The following is a 20,101-nucleotide window of genomic DNA, read 5'->3' on the forward strand; positions in this document are numbered from 1 at the left end:
ATCAGTAGGGGGTGCGAGGCATCATTTACCTCGCACCCTGGGTGTTGAGCTAGCTCAATCGGTTCTAGTTGACGAGTGAATCGATGAGATCATCGTTGACGGTGTAGGGAAGTGTAATCTGTCCCTTGCCCGAGTAATCGTGATTGAAGTCGGTTGCTGTCTCAATAGAGTGTTCGTTGCGTGCCCAGCTACGGCGCGCCACGCCACACATGACATCCCAGAGTAGGGACGACTTGATGACTTCGTCGACTCGCTCGGAACCATCCAGCACCATACCAAAACCACCGTTGATGGAGTTACCGATACCGGTGCCACCGCCGTTATGCAGCGCAACAAGGCTCATGCCGCGTGCAGCGTTGCCGGCGAAGCACTGGGTTGCCATATCCGCCATAATGTTGGAGCCGTCCTTGATATTGGAGGTCTCGCGGAAGGGCGAATCGGTACCGGATACATCGTGGTGGTCGCGACCTAGCATGACGGGGCCGATTTCTCCGTTACGCACTAGCTCGTTGAAGCGCAATGCGATATCCATGCGCCCCTGTGCATCCTGGTACAAAATACGTGCCTGAGTGCCTACCACTAGGGCATTTTTCTCTGCATCACGAATCCAGTTATAGTTATCGCGATCCTGGTGGCGGCGGGTGGGATCGATACAGTCCATCGCCGCCTGGTCGGTCTTGCGCAAGTCTTCGTGATCACCGGAGAGACAGACCCAGCGGAAGGGCCCGTAACCGTAGTCAAAGAGTTCGGGACCCATGATATCTTCAACGTAGGAGGGCCAGATGAAGCCGTTGCGTTCGTCGCCATCGATAGCAATTTCGGTGACGCCGGCGGAGAAGACCGATGCCATGAATGCATTGCCGTAGTCGAAGAAGTAGGTGCCGCGCTGAACCAATTCCTTGATGAGCTCGTAGTGCTTGCGCAAGGTTGCATCAACCTTTTCAACAAACTGGTCGCGGTCGTTCTTAAGTAGCCTGGTGCGTTCTTCGAAGGTGAGGCCCTGTGGGCAGTATCCGCCGTCGTAGACTGCGTGGCAGCTGGTCTGGTCGCTCAGGAGGGGGATTTCGATGTTGTTGTCGACGGCGTACTGGAGCAAATCTACGATGTTGCCGTGGTAGGCAATCGAAACGGGTGTCTTGGAGTCAATGTGCTCCTTGGCGATGCGGAAAACCTCTGCCAAATCTGAGGAGGCGTGACCAACCCAGCCTTGATCTAGGCGGGTCTGAATGCGCGAGTAGTCTACCTCTGCCACGATACCTACAGCGTTGGCGATTTCAGCTGCTTTAGGCTGAGCACCACTCATACCGCCAAGCCCGGAAGATACGAACAATACGCCCGCCAAATCGTCCTCTGCGGGGATGCCCAGCTTGCTACGCCCTGCATTGAGCAGAGTATTGAAAGTGCCGTGCACGATACCCTGGGGCCCAATGTACATCCAGCCGCCAGCGGTCATCTGACCGTAGTTAGCGACTCCCAATTCTTCTGCAATTTCCCAGTCCTTCTGGTTGTCGTAACGACCAATCATCAGGGAGTTGGTGATAATGACGCGCGGGGACTCGGGGCGGGAAGGGAAGAGACCAAGAGGATGACCGGACATCACAACCAAGGTGGTGTCTTCGGTCAATTCCTGCAGATACTTCATAATCAGTCGGTACTGCAACCAGTTCTGGCAGACGCGACCGGTCTCACCGTAGGTGACGAGCTCGTAGGGGTAGAGCGCTACGTCGGTGTCGAGATTGTTATCAATCTGCACCTGCATTGCCTTGCCTTCGATGCACTTGCCCTCGTACTCGTCGATGGGGCGACCGTGAATCCGACCCCGTGGACGCCAGCGGTAGGCGTAGATACGGCCGTAGGTGCGTAGCTCTTCAAGGAATTCGGGTGCTGCTTGTTCATGCAGTTCTTCGGGTAAATAACGCAGTGCGTTGCGCAGGGCTAGTTTGGTCTGTTCGAGGTTCAAGCGGAATCCGCGCGAGGGCGCGCGGCGGTAGGCGGGGTCAAAGCTGGGCTCGGGTGGAAATTCGTTATCGAGCTTGATTTGCATAGCTTCTGAGGTGCTGGTGTTGTTGTACATATTCACATCCATTTCATCATTGAGTGGGTGGTCTGGTTAGGTTGGGGAAAACTAGATATTTTCAAATTTCTGGGAAAGTTCTTGAACCGTGCTGTGTAGCAGCTGACCAAGTTCAGCTTCTTTTTCAGGTGTAATTCGGTAGGTCGGGACAAGCATGCTCAATGCCGCGATGGTTTTTCCACGCACCTGAAGAGGGGTTGCAATAGCGGTGACATCTGCTTCAACACCGCTGGTGACTACCGTGTATTTTTCATCGTTGTGCTGGTTAAGAAGAACTGCGCCGACCGCGGTGGAATTCAAAGGAATCGTTTGCCCTTCCCAGCTTCTGTGCTGGATGGCGTGCGTTCCGTTTACTACTGCCAAATAGAGGACCTGGTGGTGTTGTTTGATGGAAAGATACACCGATTCGCCGGTTCGTTCTGCAAGTTCGAGCATGGTGGGGCGGCAACGATTCCGTAAGGTGTTGTCGCCCAGGGCTTTGAACCCCAGACGGAGCAATTGCGGCCCAACATCGAATTTTCCCGCACGATCTCGGCGAACAAATTCGAGTTCTTCAAGGGTGTGCAACAGTCGCAACGCGCTGGAGGGGGAAAGATCGGCTTGCTCAGACGCTTTGGTGAGGTTTATTCCCGGATGATCGCAGACGACGGTGAGGAGCTTGAGGGCGCGTTCAACAGATCGCGTGGTCGTAGTTGGCATATTTCTACCTCGCCGATTCCCACTCGCCAGGTTTGTATCTTGAGTCACAAACATCTTACGTTCAGAAGAATACATCAGATATGTGAGCGAAAAATCCCTCAAGAGGTGTTGTTGCAGAATAAAAATAAATTTTCATTAGATGAAAATTGGAGGGGTTCGCCCTGTCATTCCGCGCTACTTTCCGTAAAACGCAAGGATGCGAGAGAAGTGAGCTGTGATACATTTTGGGTAATTCAAAGACGAATTCAAAGGAACTTCATGTCAGAACACGCCATTAGCGAGGAACAGACTGCAGCTCTCGTTCCCGTCAGCGCCCCTGGTGCTGGGAAAGATGTACTCAAACTCATTCTGTGCTCAGTCTTGGGCATCTTCATGTTTTTTATCCCCATCACCATAGGTGGAAAAAGTACTATCCCGCTTGATCACCTGGTGAGTTGGGTGAAGCTAGCTATCGGCCCAGTTGTTCCATGGCTAATGCTAGCCCTCGTCCTTTTGGGAACATTGAGACCTTTTATTACGGGGCGATGGAAGAAATCTCTTACTCAGAAGATATTTTCAGTGCTCAACATAGTGGGCCTTATCGCAGCTGTGCTGATGATGACCTCCCCACCAGCATGGTTAGCGGATAAATCTATCGGCCCTTTCCTATGGAATACTTTAGTGACCTCGGTAGGGCTCATCGTGCCCATTGGCGCTATCTTTCTGGGCTTCCTCATCGGTTTTGGACTGATGGAATTTGTGGGTATTTTTGTCCGACCTATCATGTACCCCATCTGGAAAACCCCGGGCCGCTCTGCGGTAGATGCGGTAGCCAGTTTTGTGGGGTCCTACTCTCTTGGTCTACTCTTAACCAACCGTGTGTACAAACAAGGCGGATATACCGCTAAAGAAGCAGCAATTATAGCCACAGGCTTTTCCACGGTTTCAGTAACCTTCATGGTCATTGTGGCTAATACCCTCAAAATCATGGATTTGTGGTTGCAATACTTCTTCACCGCATTTTTTGTGACTTTCGTGGTGACAGCTATCTGCGTTCGTATTCCGCCGCTGTCCACCATCCCAGACACCCACTTTCCAGGGTCTACCCCTAACCCTGAGCAACCCATCACTCGCCATAAGATGCAAGTGGCGTGGGAACAGGCACGCGGAACTCTACATGCTAACCCCGGAATCGTTCAGACCATGTGGCTCAATTTCAAAGACGGTGTCATCATGGCGTCAGCAATTCTGCCCTCGATTATGTCCGTTGGTTTGCTGGGATTGCTGGCGGCAAAATACACTCCCATCTTTGACTGGATGGGTTGGATTTTCGTTCCCTTCAATAAGCTAGCCGGTATGCCAGATCCCTTACTGGGTGGCAAAGCCATCAGCCTGGGGCTGGTGGAAATGTTCCTACCCGCTACTGAAATTGGTCCTGAAGGAGACACCCTCACCGCGTTCATTATCGCCGTAGTTGCGGTATCAGGAATTATCTTCCTCTCAGCTATGGTGCCCTCCATCATGGCAACCGATATTCCCGTGAAATTCTGGCATCTGCTAGTAATTTGGGTGGAGCGCGTTATCCTGAGCATCCTCATTACTGCCCCCATAGCCCATCTAATTATTTAGCGGGCAATCGACGTGGTTCATGCTCGACGCGACCCATCGGCGTTCCAAAGTTTCGAGATGCCGCGCCGATGCGAATCTATCAAGTGAGTATCGACCACTCCGCAAGCCTCAAACATGGCATAGACCGTCGTTGGTCCCACGAAAGAAAATCCTTCTTTTTTAAGACGCTTGGCAAGATTCTCCGACTCCTCAGACCGGGTAGGAACCTCTACAAACCTCTGCGGGGTGGGAGTTTGCTCAGGCCCGTAACTCCAAATCAACGCAGGTAAACCGTCATCGACCAGCATCCCGTTAGGGAGTGTAAAACCTAAAAGCGCTGCCTCTGCTGCTGGTAGCTCGACGTCGGGGGAGAGGCGTACCTGCTCTCTGAGGCTCTGCGCTCGCTGTCGCAGAGCGAGGGTAGCGCGTGCATTCTTGATGACAGCGCGAATCTTCGCTTCGGAACGAATAATCCGCGGGTCTTCCTTGATGCGGGCGACATCCTCGTCCGTCAGAAGAGCTACAGCATCGGGGTTGAAGTCCAAAAAGTCTTCTCTAAGCGCGTCTCTCTTCACTAACACGGTGCGCCAGCTCAAACCGGCTTGAAAGCCTTCTAGGCAGATCCGTTCAAACATACCCTGCTCATCAGCAATGGGTACGCCCCACTCCTCGTCGTAATAGGTGCGCATCAGCTCATCTGTTGCAGCCCAGCGGGGGCGAGAAAGACCATCCTCGCCGGTCACCACATCGGGGGTCAACTTTTCAGGAGCTGGATGCTGCTGTGGCTCTGGCATAATGTTCTCCTTAGTTACCTGCCGGGGATAGACCTGTCTGTCGAAGCGTAATATTGATTCGACCCTCAGGGAAATTGAGTTCAGCAGGTGAAGTATCAGGCAAAATCTTCGGCACGCCATGATACATAAAACGGCTGGGACCGCCAAAGACAATTAGGTCCCCAGAAGCCAGCAAAACATCCTCAAAGGGCATATTTTTATTTTCCGAATTTCCTGCACGAAAAACGCCCGTATTGCCCAGCGATACCGAGACAATCGGCATCGATGACCGCTCATCCTTATCCTGGTGCATTCCCATTGAAGCATGAGGTGCGTAGTAGTTGATAAGCGCCACATCAGGGCAATAGCTAGAAACCCATTCGGCATGCTGTGGACCATCAAAAGCGAGCCACGACGGCGCCGTCGATGGCTGATACGCCGCATCTAATGCCTGCCTACCCATGCGCTGTAACCAATCTGGAACAGCAAACGGCTGCGCACCACCAAATTCCGGAGCATCATTGCGATAGGCATAATCGCTCCAATGCCAGCCCAACGAGGTAAGGCGCACGGACATTTTCTTGCCGTAAATCTCAGGCGAATGAGGAGGAATACCTCGGGAAATTCCTTCTCTTTCGGGGGTAGTCTGACCCCAGCGGAAAAATTCCCCCACCAAAAATCGCTGCTGATTCATCGATAGCCAACCGGGCACATGAACGCAGCCGGGGTAAATCTCCCGCGGCTGTCTCACCAAATCGGCGTCACTGAAAAGAGCCGGCATCTAAAAAAGCCGAGTTTCTTTCTCGGAGGTAGGTTCTTCTAGATCCAGCAGAAATTGTTTAGTTTCCACCCCTGCGGCATACCCCGTCAATTTTCCGTCGGCACCCACCACTCGGTGGCAGGGAATGAAAATGATGCATCGGTTGCGCCCAACTGCTTGCCCCACCGCCTGAGCAGGGGCATGCGGGCCCACAATCTTAGAGATTTCTCCGTAGGTGGTGGTGTACCCGTAAGGGATTTCTTCCAATGCCTGCCACACTGCGAGCTGAAAATCGCTCCCGGCGGGGTTAATGGGAACGGAGAAAGAGGTTCGCTCTCCAGCAAGATATTCGTCAAGTTCTTGCGCCGCTTGAGCCAAAAGGGGCTGTGAATCAAGGTCTACTTTTTCGCCCAGTTCCTCGGCGGTTGCGAAGTGGGCTTGCCCCTCTAACCAGGCTCCGGTGAGGGAATCGCCATCGGTTGCCAGATACACAGTACCTAGGGGGCATTCCTGGGTTGCATGTAAGGTATTTTGGCTCATAAGTGCTCGTTTCTTGAGAATGGGCTAGAGAAGGGGATAATCGTAGTCTAAAGCGAAAAGTGCTTCAAAGTCTTGGGGGAGCAAGATATGCTTCCCCTCACTTTTCGTTGCTCAACCTAACTTCTAGACCAGCCCCAGCCACTTCCAATAAGTAGTTGAGAAGAGCAGCACCAACAGGTAGCCGATGACTGTTAGGGGAATGCCGGTTTTGAGAAACTGCTTAGTAATGAACGCTCCTGTGCCGTAGGCAAGCATATTCTGTGGAGCTGAGACAGGAAGTAGGAATCCGAAGCTAATGAGGAACTGCTGAATCACCACAAACCCGAGACCATCCTGAGGAGCGGTCAACGTCGAAGCTAGCGCGATATACACAGGAATGAGGGCAGAAGAGAGGGACGTTGCCGAGGCGAATCCCAAATGAATCAAAATGGTGAAAGCTGATACCAAGGCGATAGTAGCTAACAGCGGCATATGTTGCAGACCGAGAGCGCCAAAGGTAACCTCCGAAAGCCACTTAGCTGCGCCCGTCTTCAGCAAAAGAGTGCCCAGGGAAATGCCCACTGCAAAGACCACCAGTGTGCCCCAATTGATGAGCTTTTCTGCTGATTTCCAAGTGAAAACACCAATTTTGGGTAGTAGCAGGAATCCAATGGCAACGAGGTTCTGCGCTACCGCCGTTTTGATACCGATATTCCAAGTAGAAACAGATTGAGCTGCGGTAATAATTAGAAGAGCCGATAGCTTTGAATCTTTCGCCATACCGAAGGCTGCTACCATGCCCAAAAGAATTGGGACGACTGCGCCAGCACGGGCCGTTGCTGAGGGAACGAAGAAGGCGAGGATAATCGAGATAGCAATGGCGCCCACGACAATGTGCGAGGTCTTTTCCCCGGCAAATCTCAAAACAATGAGAGCAATGCGCTTATGCAGTTCTGTTGCCTGCATCGCGGCAGCAAGGGCGAGGGCAGCTGCCACCAGAGCGACGCCGGAGGAGCTGAATCCGCCCAGGGCTGTAGCGAGAGCATCAGTGGTCCCTAGAGCTTTGGAGGGTTCTTTGGGGTCGGGTGAAAGCCCCAGCAAAATCGTAATGTAACCGATAATGAGCACCGAGGACACCGGATAGCTCACCGCCTCGGTAACCCACATAATAACGGCGAAGCCCAGTACCGCAAGAGAAATTTGCCCCTGCCAGGAGAGGGACTCACTGTGAGGTAAGAGTAAGACCGCTATCAACACGATATGAGCCAGAATAAACCAGAGGGTTTTGAGGGAAAATCGAGGTAGTTTCCGCTCAGAATCAGGGGTGGCTGAAATTTCGGCAGGGGCGGATTCGGTGGGCGATACAGCCCGGGAGGAGCCCATGGGAAATCCTTCTGATGAAAGTAGGTTATATTTCCACACTAGCCTTGGTCTAAGAAGATTCTTGGGGTATTTTGCCCCTGCGATATTTGTGACAGAAGATGAAGTTCTGCTGAGATTTTTACCGCTTCAGGCGAAGTTTTCGCCACCGCGAAATTGCTTGAAAAAGCTCCTCTTTACGGGGGAGTACCACATCGCCTCGGACTCTAGAATCTGACCCTGTGAGCGTCTCTAACCCTTCTCTTTCAATCTGCTCGATGACCTCCTGTACCGCTGGCGCGAGTGGAATCTGAGCTGTTTGAAGACGCCGGGCAACTAAGGGCAAGCATAGTGCTATGGCCTGAGTTTGCCCAGAATCCACCAGCTGGGAGAGATACCGCAAATCAAGGTTCTCTTTACCGATTTGTATCTCCTCTAATCCGCGACCCCGAGGAGGTTTGCGCGTGTCCTCTACAAGAAGGGAATTCGGGTCAACCGTTCGAGGTGCGCCCAGCAAAGCTAGTGAGGACGTTTTATCGGTATTACCTTCTGAGAGGGAATGCTTCGTTTCGTGATACTGCTTGGCTAGTTGGTGCGCTCGCTCGGTCACATCTTGAGGAACGTATTCATTCAAAGCAATAACGGTATGTGCGTGTTCGAAGAACGCTCCTGACCCTCCCATTACCAAAATGGTTGAAATTCCCCGATCTTCCCACAGGTCTGAGATTCGATCGACGAACGGGGTAATGGGTTCGGCTGAAATTAAAGCTTTCATGCGCTGGTCGCGAATCATGAAGTTCGTGGCGGAGGTATCCTCATCAATAAGCACAGTACGCGTACCTATTTCAACGGCTTCGGCTAAATTAGCTGCCTGGGAGGTGGAGCCACTGGCATTGGCTGTAGAAAATTCTTGCGTATCAATCCGCCCCGGCAGATTATTAATCATGGTAGAAATATTGGTACCTGTGACGGCGCGGCCATCCTCAGCCCGCACAGAAACAGCGGTTGGATCGCTCACTACCAGCTGGCGTCCGTCTCCTGGAATATGTGGGAAGACGCCGCGCTCTAGCGCTTTCAAAAGCGTGGATTTTCCATGAAAACCTCCACCAACCAGAAGAGTAATACCCTCTCGAATACCTAAACCACTGATAGAGCGCCCGCTGGGCAGATCAAAGAAAACTTTGTTTTCTGCGGGAGATTCAAAGGGAACAGCATTAGCTAGTGGGGTATCTGAATTGCCTGAGCGACGGGCAAGAACAGCACCATCCGCTACGAAACCCACCAGATGCCTGTCCTGCAATTCACGCTGTATAAATAAATAATCGCGCAGGGTTTGCACGTGCTGTTTCAACGCATGATGTTGCAGCCGCTCGCCGAGTGCCGAGTAGCTGACTAAACCAGGTAAGTCGTCCACCAAAAGTCCTGCAGCGAGGCGACCCTTGACTCGGCGTCCAGCGGCAGGAAACTGAAAAGTAAGCGCAACCTGAACCGTGCCTTTCTCACAGGTCACCGAAGAACGAGGGAGAATTTCTTGTCCAGGGCGTACCGCCTGAAATTCCCGAGGACCGTGGGATATAGCATCGTAAATGTCTCGGGCAATAAAATCGCTCACCGCAACACGATCTGCAGTGTCTTGCAAAAACTCTTGGGGTACCTCGGTAGCTGTAACTGGTAAGGTAATCCGAATTCTCGACGCCGACGCATAGGGATCGGGCTGCACCTTATCAATATGCAAGTCAAAGCCCTGAAACTGCCATGTTCCCGCTAGCTGTTTGAGCGCACCGTATGATTTGCCGTCCAATGAATGAAGCCGTGAATAGAGCTGAGATGAAGTACCCATACACCTCAGCATATAAGAAAGCCGGGGCATGACAATTTCATGCCCCGGCTTGACTTACTGAGAGAGATTAGTCGGTGATAACGTCTTCATCGACCCAGTCGAGGGTCTTAGAAACCGCCTTCTTCCAGTTACGGTACTGGCGCTCGACCTCCTCAGTATCCATATCCGGAGTCCAACGCTTATCTTCGGACCAGTTATCAATGACATCTTGCTCGCCGTCCCAGAATCCCACGGCGATACCGGCAGCATAAGCTGCACCCAAAGCGGTAGTTTCAATAATCTTGGGGCGGATCACAGGAACTCCGAGAATATCTGCCTGGAACTGCATGAGGAATTCATTTGCAGTCATGCCGCCATCAACACGCAATTCGGTGAGCTCTACGTCTACTCCGGCGTGATCGATATCTGCGTTCATCGCATCGAGAACTTCGCGAGTCTGCCACGCGGTTGCCTCCAGAGCGGCGCGGACGATATGCGCCCGGTTAATATAGCGGGTTAAGCCCACAATAACTCCACGCGCATCGGAGCGCCAATGCGGTGCAAATAGCCCGGAGAAAGCCGGTACCACGTAGCACCCACCGGAGTCTTCCACGCTGGTTGCCAGCTTTTCAGATTCAGCAGCGTCGTTAATCATGCGCATGTTATCACGCAGCCACTGAATCAAAGAGCCGGAAACTGCGACAGATCCTTCGAGCGCATAAACGGGCTTGTTATCGCCAATTTTGTAGGCGACGGTGGTGAGCAGACCATTCTCAGAAATAACGGGTTCTTCACCGGTATTCATCAGCATGAAATTACCTGTGCCGTAGGTATTCTTCACCATGCCCTCTTCAAAGCACGCCTGACCAAAAGTAGCAGCCTGCTGATCACCCAAAATACCGGCAATAGGAACCCCGGGCAGAAGACCATTTTGGCGACCTTCCCCCAAAATCTCGGAGGAAGAGTGAATCTCAGGGAGCATCGAGAGGGGGATTCCCATATCTGCTGCAATGGATTCGTCCCACTGCAGAGTCTTGATGTTCATAAGCATAGTGCGAGATGCGTTGGTGACGTCAGTAACGTGAATACCACCATCAGTGCCGCCGGTGAGGTTCCATACGAGCCAGGTATCGGTGTTGCCAAAGAGGAGGTCACCTGCTTCGGCCTTTTCGCGTGCGCCCTCAACATTGTCGAGAATCCACTTAATTTTTGGGCCTGAGAAATAAGTTGCCAGGTGCAAGCCGGTGATATCGCGGTACTTGCCTTCGCCTTCTTTGCCGCCAAGCTCATTGCAAATCTTCTGTGTGCGGGTGTCCTGCCAAACGATGGCGTTATAAATCGGCTCGCCAGTGTTCTTATCCCAGACGACGGCGGTTTCGCGCTGATTGGTAATACCAACAGCGGCGATTTCGTGGTGGTTGATGCCTGCATCAGAAAGTGCATGACCCACTACTTTACGCACATTGCTCCAGATTTCTAGCGGATCGTGCTCAACCCAGCCAGCCTTAGGAAAAATCTGCTCGTGCTCGAGCTGGCCTACAGCCTTGATGTTCGCCTTTTTATCAAACAAAATGGCGCGGGAACTCGTGGTTCCTTGGTCTAACGAAAGGATGTACTTTTTGCGTGCGGGCAGTTTTTTCTCTGCCATATCAACCACTCCTTTGTGATAGTTACTGTGGGGTTTAGTTTAGCTCAACCTCTAAATAGCGAGTAGCGCAGGTACAATCAGCGCGGCAAGTACGGCACCGATAATGGGACCAACCACGGGAACCCAAGCATATGCCCAGTTGGAGCTTCCCTTATGAGGAATGGGAAGGATAGCGTGGGCAATACGGGGACCAAGGTCACGAGCAGGGTTAATGGCGTAACCGGTTGGACCACCGAGGGAGAAACCGATGGAAACAACGATGAGTGCAACAGCTAGAGGACCAAGACCGGAGGGAGTCTGACCTGAAGCAACAACGAATGCAATCAGAACGAAAGTTCCGATGATTTCAGAAACCAGGTTCCACCCATAGGACGGTACGGCAGGGCCGGTGGAGAACACTCCCAGCTTGACGCCGTCGTCGGCTGGTTCATCGAACTGCTTCTTATAAGCGAGCCAGCAGGCAATAGCGCCGACGATAGCGCCCACCATCTGACCGGCAAAGTAAACCAACATGTTGCCCAAGGTTGCAGGAACGCCCTTTGTTAGCTCATTCCCAGCAACCCACTGACCAATGGTTACAGCCGGATTCAAATGCGCGCCGGAAGGACCAGAAACATACACCGCAGCAAAAACTGCTAAACCCCAGCCAAAAGCAATTGCTACCCAACCAGCACCCTTGGCATGCGATTTGTTCAAACTATTAGCTGCACAAACGCCAGCACCCAACAAAATAAGTACCAAAGTGCCCAGGAACTCAGAGGAAAAAAGCCCTAAAGACGTCGGTATGCCGTCTGCGCCGGTAAGAAGGGTAGACCCTCCTGCAAGCAGACCATTCATAGTAAATCCTTTCAATCAAGGAATAAATCAGTGAGTGCGCTAAACACCATCCCCTCGGCGATTTAGCGCACTCAAACGGAGGTACTCATGCACTTAGTATGTTTACCTATGGGTTATGAAGCGTTGTTCAACTTCTGACGGGGAGCTACGCTCTCAACGTTCTCAAGATGAGCAACTGCCTCAGAATCTGTGGAGGTTTTCTCCGCCGCAGCAATAGCCTCAACACGCTGACGGTATAGATCAACTTCATGCTGGGCATCCTTCTGAGACCAACCAAGTTCAGGGGCCATCAGTGCAACAATTTCTTCGGCCGAAGAAAGCCCACGATCGCGCTGCTCCAAGTCCAGACGAACACGGCGAACCAGAACATCTTCAAGGTGAAGCGCACCCTCAGCTTGAACCGCGTACACAACATCTGCACGCAAGAACTGCGGAGCATTTTTCAAGGGCTCACCGAGGTCCGGATTCTTCTCAATGAGAGACACTAAATCGGTAATTTCTGCACCGTAGCGCTCTAGCAGATGCTCCTGACGTTGCTTATCCCACCCCTGTTTCTTGGCAATAGAATCAATCGAACCCAGAATTGCTCGATACCCGTTTGCACCCACCAGAGGAATATCAGAAGTCACACTGGGGCGGCTCTTCGCATCATCACCGAGCGCAAAATCGACAGCATCTTCTGCCATCACGCGGTAGGTGGTGAGCTTGCCACCAGCAATTGCACTCATATTCGGGGCAATTTCCGTAACGGTGTGCTCGCGAGAGACCTTGGTGGAAGACTTCTCTGAGCCTTCTTTGAGAACCGGCTGAAGCAACGGGCGCAGACCCGAATAGGTGCCAATGATGTCATCCTGGGTCAGCTCTTCAGCAATAAGTTCATTAGCCTGATCCAAGACATACTGAATATCCTGGGAAGTAGCAACAGGATTCTCAATATCCTCGGTATAGGGAGTATCAGTGGTGCCGATGATCCAATAGCGTTGCCAGGGAATAATGAACAGGACGGATTTCTCGGTCTGAGTAAAAATACCTGAGGACGCTTGGATGCGCTCGCGAGGAACCACAATGTGGATACCCTTAGAAGCAAGAACCTTCAAGCCGGCGTCTTTCTGCGCCATGGATTCTGTCTCTTCGGTCCAGACACCGGTGGCATTGATAATTTTCTTCGCTTTAATTTCGAGTTCGGCATCGGTTTCGAGATCCTTGACGACTGCACCGTTCACAGCTCCTGAGGAATCTTTGAGAATGCTAATAACCTGGGTGCGGGGAGCGGCTAGAGCGCCATAGCCAGCTGCGGTGCGCACCAAGTCGATGACGAGACGGGCGTCGTCCACGCGTGCATCGTAAAACTGAATAGCACCGGTGAATTTGTCATCCTTAATGCCCGGGAAGATTTTCTTAGTTCCTTTTTTGGTGAAGTGTCGTTGTGGAGGAACGGTGACGTTGCCACGGGCGCCGGCGAATGCCATGACGTCATACATGCCGATTCCCACCGCTGAATACGCACGCTCAATTACGGGCATTTTCAAAGGCCATAGGAAGGGCTGTGCTTTGACGAGGTGGGGCGCGGTTTTAGTCAGTAGGTTGCCACGTTCTTTGAGGGCTTCTGCCACGAGCTTGAAATCCAAATTGTAAAGATAGCGCAGACCACCATGCACTAGCTTGGAAGACCAGGCCGAGGTTCCTGCTGCCCAGTCACCTGCTTCCACGATGCCGGTGCGCAGTCCGCGCGTTGCTGCATCGAGGGCGATACCTGCGCCGGTTACACCACCGCCAATAACAAGAATGTCCAGACCTTCTGCGTTGGTCATGGCTTCTAGCGCATGGGCGCGTGATTCTTTAGTGAGTCGTGATTGCTGTGCAAACTGTGCTGATGACACGGCTAAACCCCTTTGATAAGAAAATACCTTTTCTCTATTTGAACTGTTTAATACAGAAGGTGCCAAACACTCTGAACGGATTTTCAAGTAGTATCTTGAAGTGTGAAAGAACGTAACACTCAGCTCTTTGAAGCGGCTCAGCTCTACTACCTGGAACATCTCACTATGGATCAGGTGGGAGCCCGGTTATCTGTTTCACGCGCTACTGTTTCACGGCTTCTCAAAGAAGCGCGGCAGGTGGGACTGGTGCAAATTAATCTCAATGATGATTTCAAACCGAAAAATGACTTAGCAACCAAGCTGGGGGATAGGTTCCGCGTTAAAGCTCTGGTAGTACCCACAAACCCACGCGATTCGGCGTTGGGGCGGATGCAAGCAGTAGCTCGCGAGGCGGGTGTTTTACTCAATAATGTGATGCACGATGACATGGTCTTAGGGGTGGCTTGGGGCTCTACGGTGAGCGAAGTTGCCCGACAACTACCTCCCCGCCCGCTCAAAAACGCTTTGGTTGTACAACTTAATGGGGCGGGTAACGCCCGTCATACGGGTATTCCTTATTCAGGTGCAATCTTGGGGCAGATAGCCGAGGCATTTAGTGCTCAGATGATTCATTTTCCTGTCCCGGCTTTTTTCGATCGCGCCACCACCAAAGAGGCTATGTGGCAGGAAGAATCAGTGCGCTCTGTGTTGAAAATGCAGAGGGTGGCAGACGTCGCACTTTTTGGAATTGGTGCTTTTGGCGGCGCGATTCCCTCGCATGTCTATAACGGCGGGTACTTTACCGAGGAAGAGCAGCGCCGCCTGAGGCAGACCGGCGTAGTGGGGGATATGTGCACGGTTTTTCTGCGGGAGAATGGCACTTTTGCGGACCTTGAGGTGAATAGACGGGCGACCGGTCCGACCCCTGCTGAACTAGTGCGCATCAAACGACGTATCGCGGTGGTCTCGGGAGCGCACCGGCTATCTGCGCTGATGGGGGCGCTCATGACGGGCGCAGTGACCGACCTGGTCATAGATGCGCAGCTGGCGGAGTTGCTGTTGAAAGCTGCCTAAATTCTTCGTCTCGAATGAAAGCCCCCCAGACCGCAGAACCATCCACAGGTTCGTCGTCTCCATCAAACACGTCTTCCCCTTCATCAAGCGCAAACGCGAAAAAGGAAGTTGATGCAATCGAATTTGATGGAAATTTCGATAATTTTATCCCCTTACCAGGTGGATGCCGCTTACAAAAACGGTGGCTGGGGGATGACCGAAAAAAGTGGTGACTTTGAGGATACCTATAAGGGGTAATTTGCCCTAAGGGTCACTAAATCCGCAAAAGTGCACTCAAATAAGTGCACTTTTGCGGATTTAGTGACCCTTAGGTTAGGCACCTGGAACAATCATGAATCAAACTTCGGCATCGCGGTGTGCCGCCCACTTAAGGGCATCGCGAACCGCGCCTATGGAGAGCTGATCTTGGCTTTCTCGACGGGTAACCATAAAGATTTTCCGAAAATGTTCCTGGGTAGTCTGCAATACTTTCACGCCATAAAGGCCGCCGGAACTTTGCACAATAAATTGAGGCACAATTGCCGCCGCGTACCCAGCTCGTACCAGATGAAGATGGGTGATGACGTCGTCAATATCGAAATCGACACGCGGTTCAAACCCGGAGGCTCGGCAAAGGTTGATAGCCCACTGTCTGCTGGTGTTGCCGGTATTTTCAAAAACCCAGCGTAGATTTTGGGCCTCGGTGAGCTCTTCGGCATCTGTTGCTTGGGGCGCAATGATGTTTAGACGGTCTTCGGTGAGCAATTCGTAAGAGAGTTCTGGAATCTCTGGAATAAAGTGGTTGGGATACGTCTCGGCGATAGTGAGGTCGAATTGCCTACTCTTGGTCAGATTGAGACCAATTTCGGGTTCTATCTGCATCGCGTGGAGCTGAACCGCTGGGTGGTTTTTCTGCAGATATTCAAGGGCTGCAGGTAAAAGAGCGAGGGACGCCGATTGAAAAATAGCGATGCGCACTGTTCCTCGAGCTTCTCCGGTGAGGCTCTCCACCCGTGTTTTCATTGAGTCAAACTCTTCTAGAACTCTGCGCGCGCCTTCAACTAGCACCAACCCTGCGGTGGTGAGCTGAACGCCTCGTCCAACTTTCTGGATCAGCGCGGTACCGGCTTCTTTCTCCAGTACAGAAATTTGCTGGGAGATAGCAGAGGATGTGAGGTGCAGTGTTTTTGCTGCTGCGGTGAGGGTTCCGCGTTCATGAATTTCAAGCAGCATGCGTAGGCGGCGAATGTCATACATGGCATCTCCTGAGACAAACAAACCATTAACTATTTCTTAACTGTATCAGTGAATAAGATTCATTTTTTCTAATACTGTGTTTGCGGTCATAGCGTGTTCCAATAGAGAGAGCATCAACGCCGCTTACGGGCGGCACCCTAGAATCGTTGGGAGATTCCGTGGAATACACTTTCACCTCTGATCACTACCAGCAGCTTGCTGAGCGTGCACAGAAACTCGTTCAAGAATGGCTTAAAGAAGCGCAGAACGTACCTTCCGATCAGGCAGCGGAAATGCTGGCTGGCGTACTCAAAGACCCTAACGGCCTGGACTTCACCGTAGGCTTCGTGGACACCGTCGTCCGCCCTGAAGACGCTTCGGTCGCCGGTACTAACCTTTCTAAGATTTCCTCCCTCGCCCCTGCCTTCCTTCCCTGGTACATGAAGGCTGCCGTTCAGGCTGGTGGCGCGATTGCTGGCAAGGCATCTTGGCCTACCGTTCCCGTTGCACGTAAGGTGCTGCGTGAGATGGTCAGCCACCTCATTATCGACGCACGAGATGAAAAGCTGGGCCCCGCTATCAAGCACCTCACTGAGGGCGGCAATAAACTGAATATCAACCTGTTGGGTGAGGCAGTTCTGGGCGATAAGGAAGCGGAGCGCCGCCTGAGCGAAACCAAGCGTTTGCTCTCCCGCGACGACGTCGATTACGTTTCCATCAAGGTCTCGGCAGTTTCTGGCCCCCATTCGCACTGGGCGTTTGATGAGGTTGTAGAAGAAGCTGTCCGCCGTCTGACTCCGCTCTATGAGCTGGCAGCTAACTCTCCCAAGAAGAAGTTCATTAACTTGGACATGGAAGAGTACAAAGACCTCGACATGACCATCGCAGTTTTCACCAAGATTCTCGACCAGGAGCACCTGCGCGATCTTGAAGCAGGTATCGTACTGCAGGCTTACCTGCCCGATACCTTGGCGGCTATGCAGCACTTGCAGGAATGGGCTGCCAAGCGTGTTGAAAACGGCGGTTCTCGCGTGAAAGTTCGCCTGGTAAAGGGCGCTAACCTGTCGATGGAAATCGTTGAAGCTGTTGTTCACGGCTGGGACGTGACTACATGGGATTCCAAGCAGCTCACCGACACCAACTACAAGCGCGTACTCGATTACGCTTTGCACCCAGAGCGCACCAAGAATATTCGCTTGGGCGTTGCAGGTCAGAACATCTTTGATATCGCTTTCGCTCTTCTGTTGGCAGAAGATCGTGGCGTGGAAAATGACGTTGAGTTCGAAATGCTCATCGGCATGGCTGATCAGTTGGGCGAGGTTATCCGACGCCGCGTGGGGCACATTTTGCTCTACACCCCGGTTGTTCGCCCTGAAGAATTCGACGTCGCAATTTCTTACCTGGTACGCCGTCTGGAGGAAAACGCTTCGTCTGAGAACTTCATGAGTGCCGTCTTCGATCTGCACCAGAGCGATGAGTTGTTCCAGCGCGAGCAGGCTCGCTTCATGCGTTCGCTCAATTCTGTAACCGATGAGGTTCCCGGCCCTAAGCGTACTCAGAATCGTTTGGAAGAAACCGCTCAGACTGTGTTCCGCCCTCGTTTTGGGTTTGAAAATGCTCCCGATACCGATTCTTCACTGGAGCAAAACCGCGTGTGGGGTCGTGACATTCTTGAACGTTCCAAGACAACTGAAATTGGTCTTCAGGCACTTAAAGATAACGAGCTTTCTTCAGCCGCTCAGGTGGATGAACTGATTGATTCTGTTATCAATGCCTCTAAGCCTTGGGGCGAGAAGTCAGGTGCTGAGCGCGCTGAGGTTCTTCGCAATGTGGGTGTTCAGATTGGTCTGAATCGAGATAAGTTCCTGGAGGTAATGGCTGCTGAAGCCGGTAAGACCCTTGACCAGGGCGACACCGAAGTTTCCGAGGCAATTGACTTTGCTAACTACTATGCTCTACTTGCTGAAAGACAGGAGAAGATGGACGGCGCTTCGCCGGTTCCAGTCAATCTCACCTTGGTAATCCCTCCGTGGAACTTCCCCACCGCTATTCCTACTGGTGGTGTTCTGGCTGCACTTGCTGCAGGTTCGGGCGTTATCTTCAAACCTGCGACTCTCACCGCCCGCACTGGTGCGCTCATCGCAGAGATTCTCTGGGAAGCTGGAGTACCCCGCGAGTTGATGCGCCTCATTAAGGTGACTGATAAGGAAGCTGGAAAGAAGCTCATTTCCTCACCTGCTGTGGACCGTTTGATTCTTACCGGTGGTTATGAAACCGCTGAAACCTTCCGTTCATGGCGTAAGGATCTGCCCCTGTTCGGTGAGACCTCTGGAAAGAACTCTATTATTGTGACGCCGAATGCGGATCTTGATCTTGCAGTCAAAGACGTCGTACAGTCGGCATTTGGCCATGCAGGTCAGAAGTGCTCGGCTGCTTCAACCGTCATTCTGGTTGGTAGCGTTGCTACCTCCAAGCGTTTCCACCATCAGTTGGTAGATGCGGTGCAGTCTTTGCATGTGGCTTACCCCCAGGATATTGAGTCTGAGATGGGCCCCGTCATTGCACCTGCTGAAGGCAAGTTGCTTTCCGGTTTGACCGAACTGGGAGAGGGGGAGCACTGGGTTATTGAGCCCAAGAAGTTGGATGAATCCGGTCGTTTGTGGTCGCCCGGTGTTCGTGCCGGCGTCAAACCTAACTCTGAGTATCACTTGACCGAGTACTTTGGTCCTATTCTTGGCGTCATGACAGCTAAGACTTTGGAAGAAGCAATTGAGCTACAGAATGCAACTGACTATGGTTTGACTGCCGGTTTGCATTCGCTCGATTCCGGCGAACTTAAGTTGTGGCTTTCCAAGGTTCAGGCGGGCAATCTCTACGTCAACCGCGGTATTACCGGTGCTATCGTGCAGCGTCAGCCCTTCGGTGGTTGGAAGAAGTCAACCGTTGGATCCGGTACCAAAGCGGGTGGCCCTAACTACCTCACCGCTTTGACCGACTGGGAGTCCAAGGAATCGCAAAGCACCGCTTCACCTACCTCGGTGGCAGTTCGCGAAGTAATCGGTGCGGTGCGCGAACCTTCCTCGGTCGATCAGAGCGAGCTTGAGTTCTTGCTGCGCTCGGCGTCCTCTGACTCCCTCGCATGGAATTCTGAGTTTGGTATTGGTCATGACCCCAGCCAGCTCGGTGTTGAGCGCAATATTTTGCGCTATGTGCCCCAGGCAGTTCAGGTTCGTGCAGATTCAGATGCAAGCACTCACTCCGTTGTACGTGTTCTGCTAGCTGGTTTGGCCGCAGGTGCACCGGTTTACCTCTCCACTGCAAAGCCGCTTCCCGTGGCTGCGAGCGGTGCACTAGAGAACCACGGTGTGAAAATCACTGTGGAATCAGATGCTGAATATCGCCAGTGGCTCAGTAAACAAGCTCAGCGTGATGTGCGCGAATTCGAGGGTGGCCCTTTGGAAGGTTCTCGTATTCGCCTGGTAGGTTCGGACGCCGTTGGCATCTTCGAAGCCCTCGGTGGGCGTCCTGACATTGCCGTCTACACCCAGCCTGTCACTGAAGCTGGCATGATCGAAATGCTCCCGTTCCTCAAGGAACAGGCTGTTTCGATTACCGCTCACCGCTTCGGCAACCCTAACCGCTTCTCCGAAGGCGTTATCTAAGGGTAAGAGCTGAGTAAATGAAGGAGGTAACCTCGCCGGGGGTTACCTCCTTACCTTAAACATCTCGTGCACTTTGAATCGTGAAGTGCACGAGGCACCGGCAAATATGAGATACTAAATGTGAGCGCAATCGCTATTGAGCGTTTGCCTCTTTGCACGCAGGATTCACTCCATAGCATCGTGCGCTCGGCCGCTTATGAAGAGGGCTACCGCACG

15 protein-coding genes are annotated in these 20,101 nt (G+C 52.5%); 4 read left to right on the forward strand and 11 right to left on the reverse strand.

Going from position 1 to position 20,101, the window contains the following annotated elements:
* Positions 1-64 precede the first annotated feature (64 nt).
* Positions 65-2,074: a urocanate hydratase gene (locus tag A7E48_RS07720; protein WP_068171761.1), complete on the reverse strand. Its 2,010-nt coding sequence runs from the start codon at positions 2,072-2,074 to the stop codon at positions 65-67.
* Between the two features lie 51 nt (positions 2,075-2,125).
* Entirely contained in the window at positions 2,126-2,773 is a 648-nt protein-coding gene (locus tag A7E48_RS07725) for an IclR family transcriptional regulator (RefSeq protein WP_068171763.1), read from the reverse strand.
* A 258-nt stretch (positions 2,774-3,031) separates the two neighbouring features.
* Between A7E48_RS07725 and A7E48_RS07730 the strand changes: the two genes are divergently transcribed.
* A complete protein-coding gene (locus tag A7E48_RS07730) occupies positions 3,032-4,381 on the forward strand; it encodes a YjiH family protein (protein WP_068171766.1) in 1,350 nt (449 codons plus the stop codon).
* Between the two features lie 17 nt (positions 4,382-4,398).
* Here the strand turns inward: A7E48_RS07730 and A7E48_RS07735 are convergent, their stop codons facing one another.
* The 8 genes from A7E48_RS07735 to A7E48_RS07770 all read right to left on the reverse strand — a co-directional run bounded on the left by A7E48_RS07735 (position 4,399) and on the right by A7E48_RS07770 (position 13,955).
* Complete coding sequence (locus A7E48_RS07735) at positions 4,399-5,154, reverse strand: DNA-3-methyladenine glycosylase I (RefSeq protein ID WP_068171769.1); 756 nt, start codon at positions 5,152-5,154, stop codon at positions 4,399-4,401.
* Positions 5,155-5,164: 10 nt separating this feature from the next.
* Positions 5,165-5,914 carry an alpha-ketoglutarate-dependent dioxygenase AlkB gene (locus tag A7E48_RS07740; RefSeq protein ID WP_068171771.1) on the reverse strand — a complete coding sequence of 250 codons (750 nt, stop codon included), beginning with the start codon at positions 5,912-5,914 and terminating at the stop codon, positions 5,165-5,167.
* Positions 5,915-6,433, reverse strand: coding sequence for a methylated-DNA--[protein]-cysteine S-methyltransferase (locus A7E48_RS07745; protein WP_068171774.1), 519 nt, complete (start codon positions 6,431-6,433; stop codon positions 5,915-5,917).
* 123 nt (positions 6,434-6,556) lie between these two features.
* A complete protein-coding gene (locus tag A7E48_RS07750; RefSeq protein WP_068171776.1) occupies positions 6,557-7,795 on the reverse strand; it encodes an SLC13 family permease in 1,239 nt (412 codons plus the stop codon).
* 118 nt (positions 7,796-7,913) lie between these two features.
* Positions 7,914-9,611: an ABC-ATPase domain-containing protein gene (locus tag A7E48_RS07755; RefSeq protein WP_068171780.1), complete on the reverse strand. Its 1,698-nt coding sequence runs from the start codon at positions 9,609-9,611 to the stop codon at positions 7,914-7,916.
* 67 nt (positions 9,612-9,678) lie between these two features.
* Positions 9,679-11,238, reverse strand: a complete 1,560-nt coding sequence (gene glpK / locus A7E48_RS07760; RefSeq protein WP_068171783.1) for a glycerol kinase GlpK — start codon at positions 11,236-11,238, stop codon at positions 9,679-9,681.
* A gap of 51 nt (positions 11,239-11,289) precedes the next feature.
* A complete protein-coding gene (locus A7E48_RS07765; RefSeq protein ID WP_068171786.1) occupies positions 11,290-12,075 on the reverse strand; it encodes an MIP/aquaporin family protein in 786 nt (261 codons plus the stop codon).
* Positions 12,076-12,188: 113 nt separating this feature from the next.
* The gene (locus tag A7E48_RS07770; RefSeq protein ID WP_068171788.1) at positions 12,189-13,955 is read right to left on the reverse strand and encodes a glycerol-3-phosphate dehydrogenase/oxidase; all 1,767 of its coding nucleotides are present in this window, start codon (positions 13,953-13,955) and stop codon (positions 12,189-12,191) included.
* A gap of 102 nt (positions 13,956-14,057) precedes the next feature.
* Between A7E48_RS07770 and A7E48_RS07775 the strand changes: the two genes are divergently transcribed.
* On the forward strand, positions 14,058-15,008 hold the full coding sequence (locus A7E48_RS07775; protein WP_068171792.1) for a sugar-binding transcriptional regulator: 951 nt from the start codon (positions 14,058-14,060) through the stop codon (positions 15,006-15,008).
* A gap of 111 nt (positions 15,009-15,119) precedes the next feature.
* A complete protein-coding gene (locus A7E48_RS11495; protein WP_255376916.1) occupies positions 15,120-15,245 on the forward strand; it encodes a hypothetical protein in 126 nt (41 codons plus the stop codon).
* A gap of 99 nt (positions 15,246-15,344) precedes the next feature.
* Here A7E48_RS11495 and A7E48_RS07780 read toward each other — a convergent pair whose 3' ends face one another.
* Positions 15,345-16,244: a LysR family transcriptional regulator gene (locus tag A7E48_RS07780; protein ID WP_068171795.1), complete on the reverse strand. Its 900-nt coding sequence runs from the start codon at positions 16,242-16,244 to the stop codon at positions 15,345-15,347.
* A 158-nt stretch (positions 16,245-16,402) separates the two neighbouring features.
* Between A7E48_RS07780 and A7E48_RS07785 the strand changes: the two genes are divergently transcribed.
* Positions 16,403-19,885 (forward strand): bifunctional proline dehydrogenase/L-glutamate gamma-semialdehyde dehydrogenase, encoded by a 3,483-nt coding sequence (locus A7E48_RS07785; protein WP_068171796.1) that lies wholly within the window; start codon positions 16,403-16,405, stop codon positions 19,883-19,885.
* Positions 19,886-20,101 lie beyond the last annotated feature (216 nt).

This window comes from Rothia sp. ND6WE1A (assembly GCF_001683935.1).
Taxonomy (GTDB): Bacteria; Actinomycetota; Actinomycetes; order Actinomycetales; family Micrococcaceae; genus Rothia; species Rothia amarae.

Coding starts and splice junctions, on each gene's coding strand:
- A7E48_RS07720 (WP_068171761.1), bottom strand. CDS start 2,074: ATGTACAACAACACCAGCACCTCAGAAGCTATGCAAATCAAGCTCGAT.
- A7E48_RS07725 (WP_068171763.1), bottom strand. CDS start 2,773: ATGCCAACTACGACCACGCGATCTGTTGAACGCGCCCTCAAGCTCCTC.
- A7E48_RS07730 (WP_068171766.1), top strand. CDS start 3,032: ATGTCAGAACACGCCATTAGCGAGGAACAGACTGCAGCTCTCGTTCCC.
- A7E48_RS07735 (WP_068171769.1), bottom strand. CDS start 5,154: ATGCCAGAGCCACAGCAGCATCCAGCTCCTGAAAAGTTGACCCCCGAT.
- A7E48_RS07740 (WP_068171771.1), bottom strand. CDS start 5,914: ATGCCGGCTCTTTTCAGTGACGCCGATTTGGTGAGACAGCCGCGGGAG.
- A7E48_RS07745 (WP_068171774.1), bottom strand. CDS start 6,433: ATGAGCCAAAATACCTTACATGCAACCCAGGAATGCCCCCTAGGTACT.
- A7E48_RS07750 (WP_068171776.1), bottom strand. CDS start 7,795: ATGGGCTCCTCCCGGGCTGTATCGCCCACCGAATCCGCCCCTGCCGAA.
- A7E48_RS07755 (WP_068171780.1), bottom strand. CDS start 9,611: ATGGGTACTTCATCTCAGCTCTATTCACGGCTTCATTCATTGGACGGC.
- glpK (WP_068171783.1), bottom strand. CDS start 11,238: ATGGCAGAGAAAAAACTGCCCGCACGCAAAAAGTACATCCTTTCGTTA.
- A7E48_RS07765 (WP_068171786.1), bottom strand. CDS start 12,075: ATGAATGGTCTGCTTGCAGGAGGGTCTACCCTTCTTACCGGCGCAGAC.
- A7E48_RS11495 (WP_255376916.1), top strand. CDS start 15,120: ATGCAATCGAATTTGATGGAAATTTCGATAATTTTATCCCCTTACCAG.
- A7E48_RS07780 (WP_068171795.1), bottom strand. CDS start 16,244: ATGTATGACATTCGCCGCCTACGCATGCTGCTTGAAATTCATGAACGC.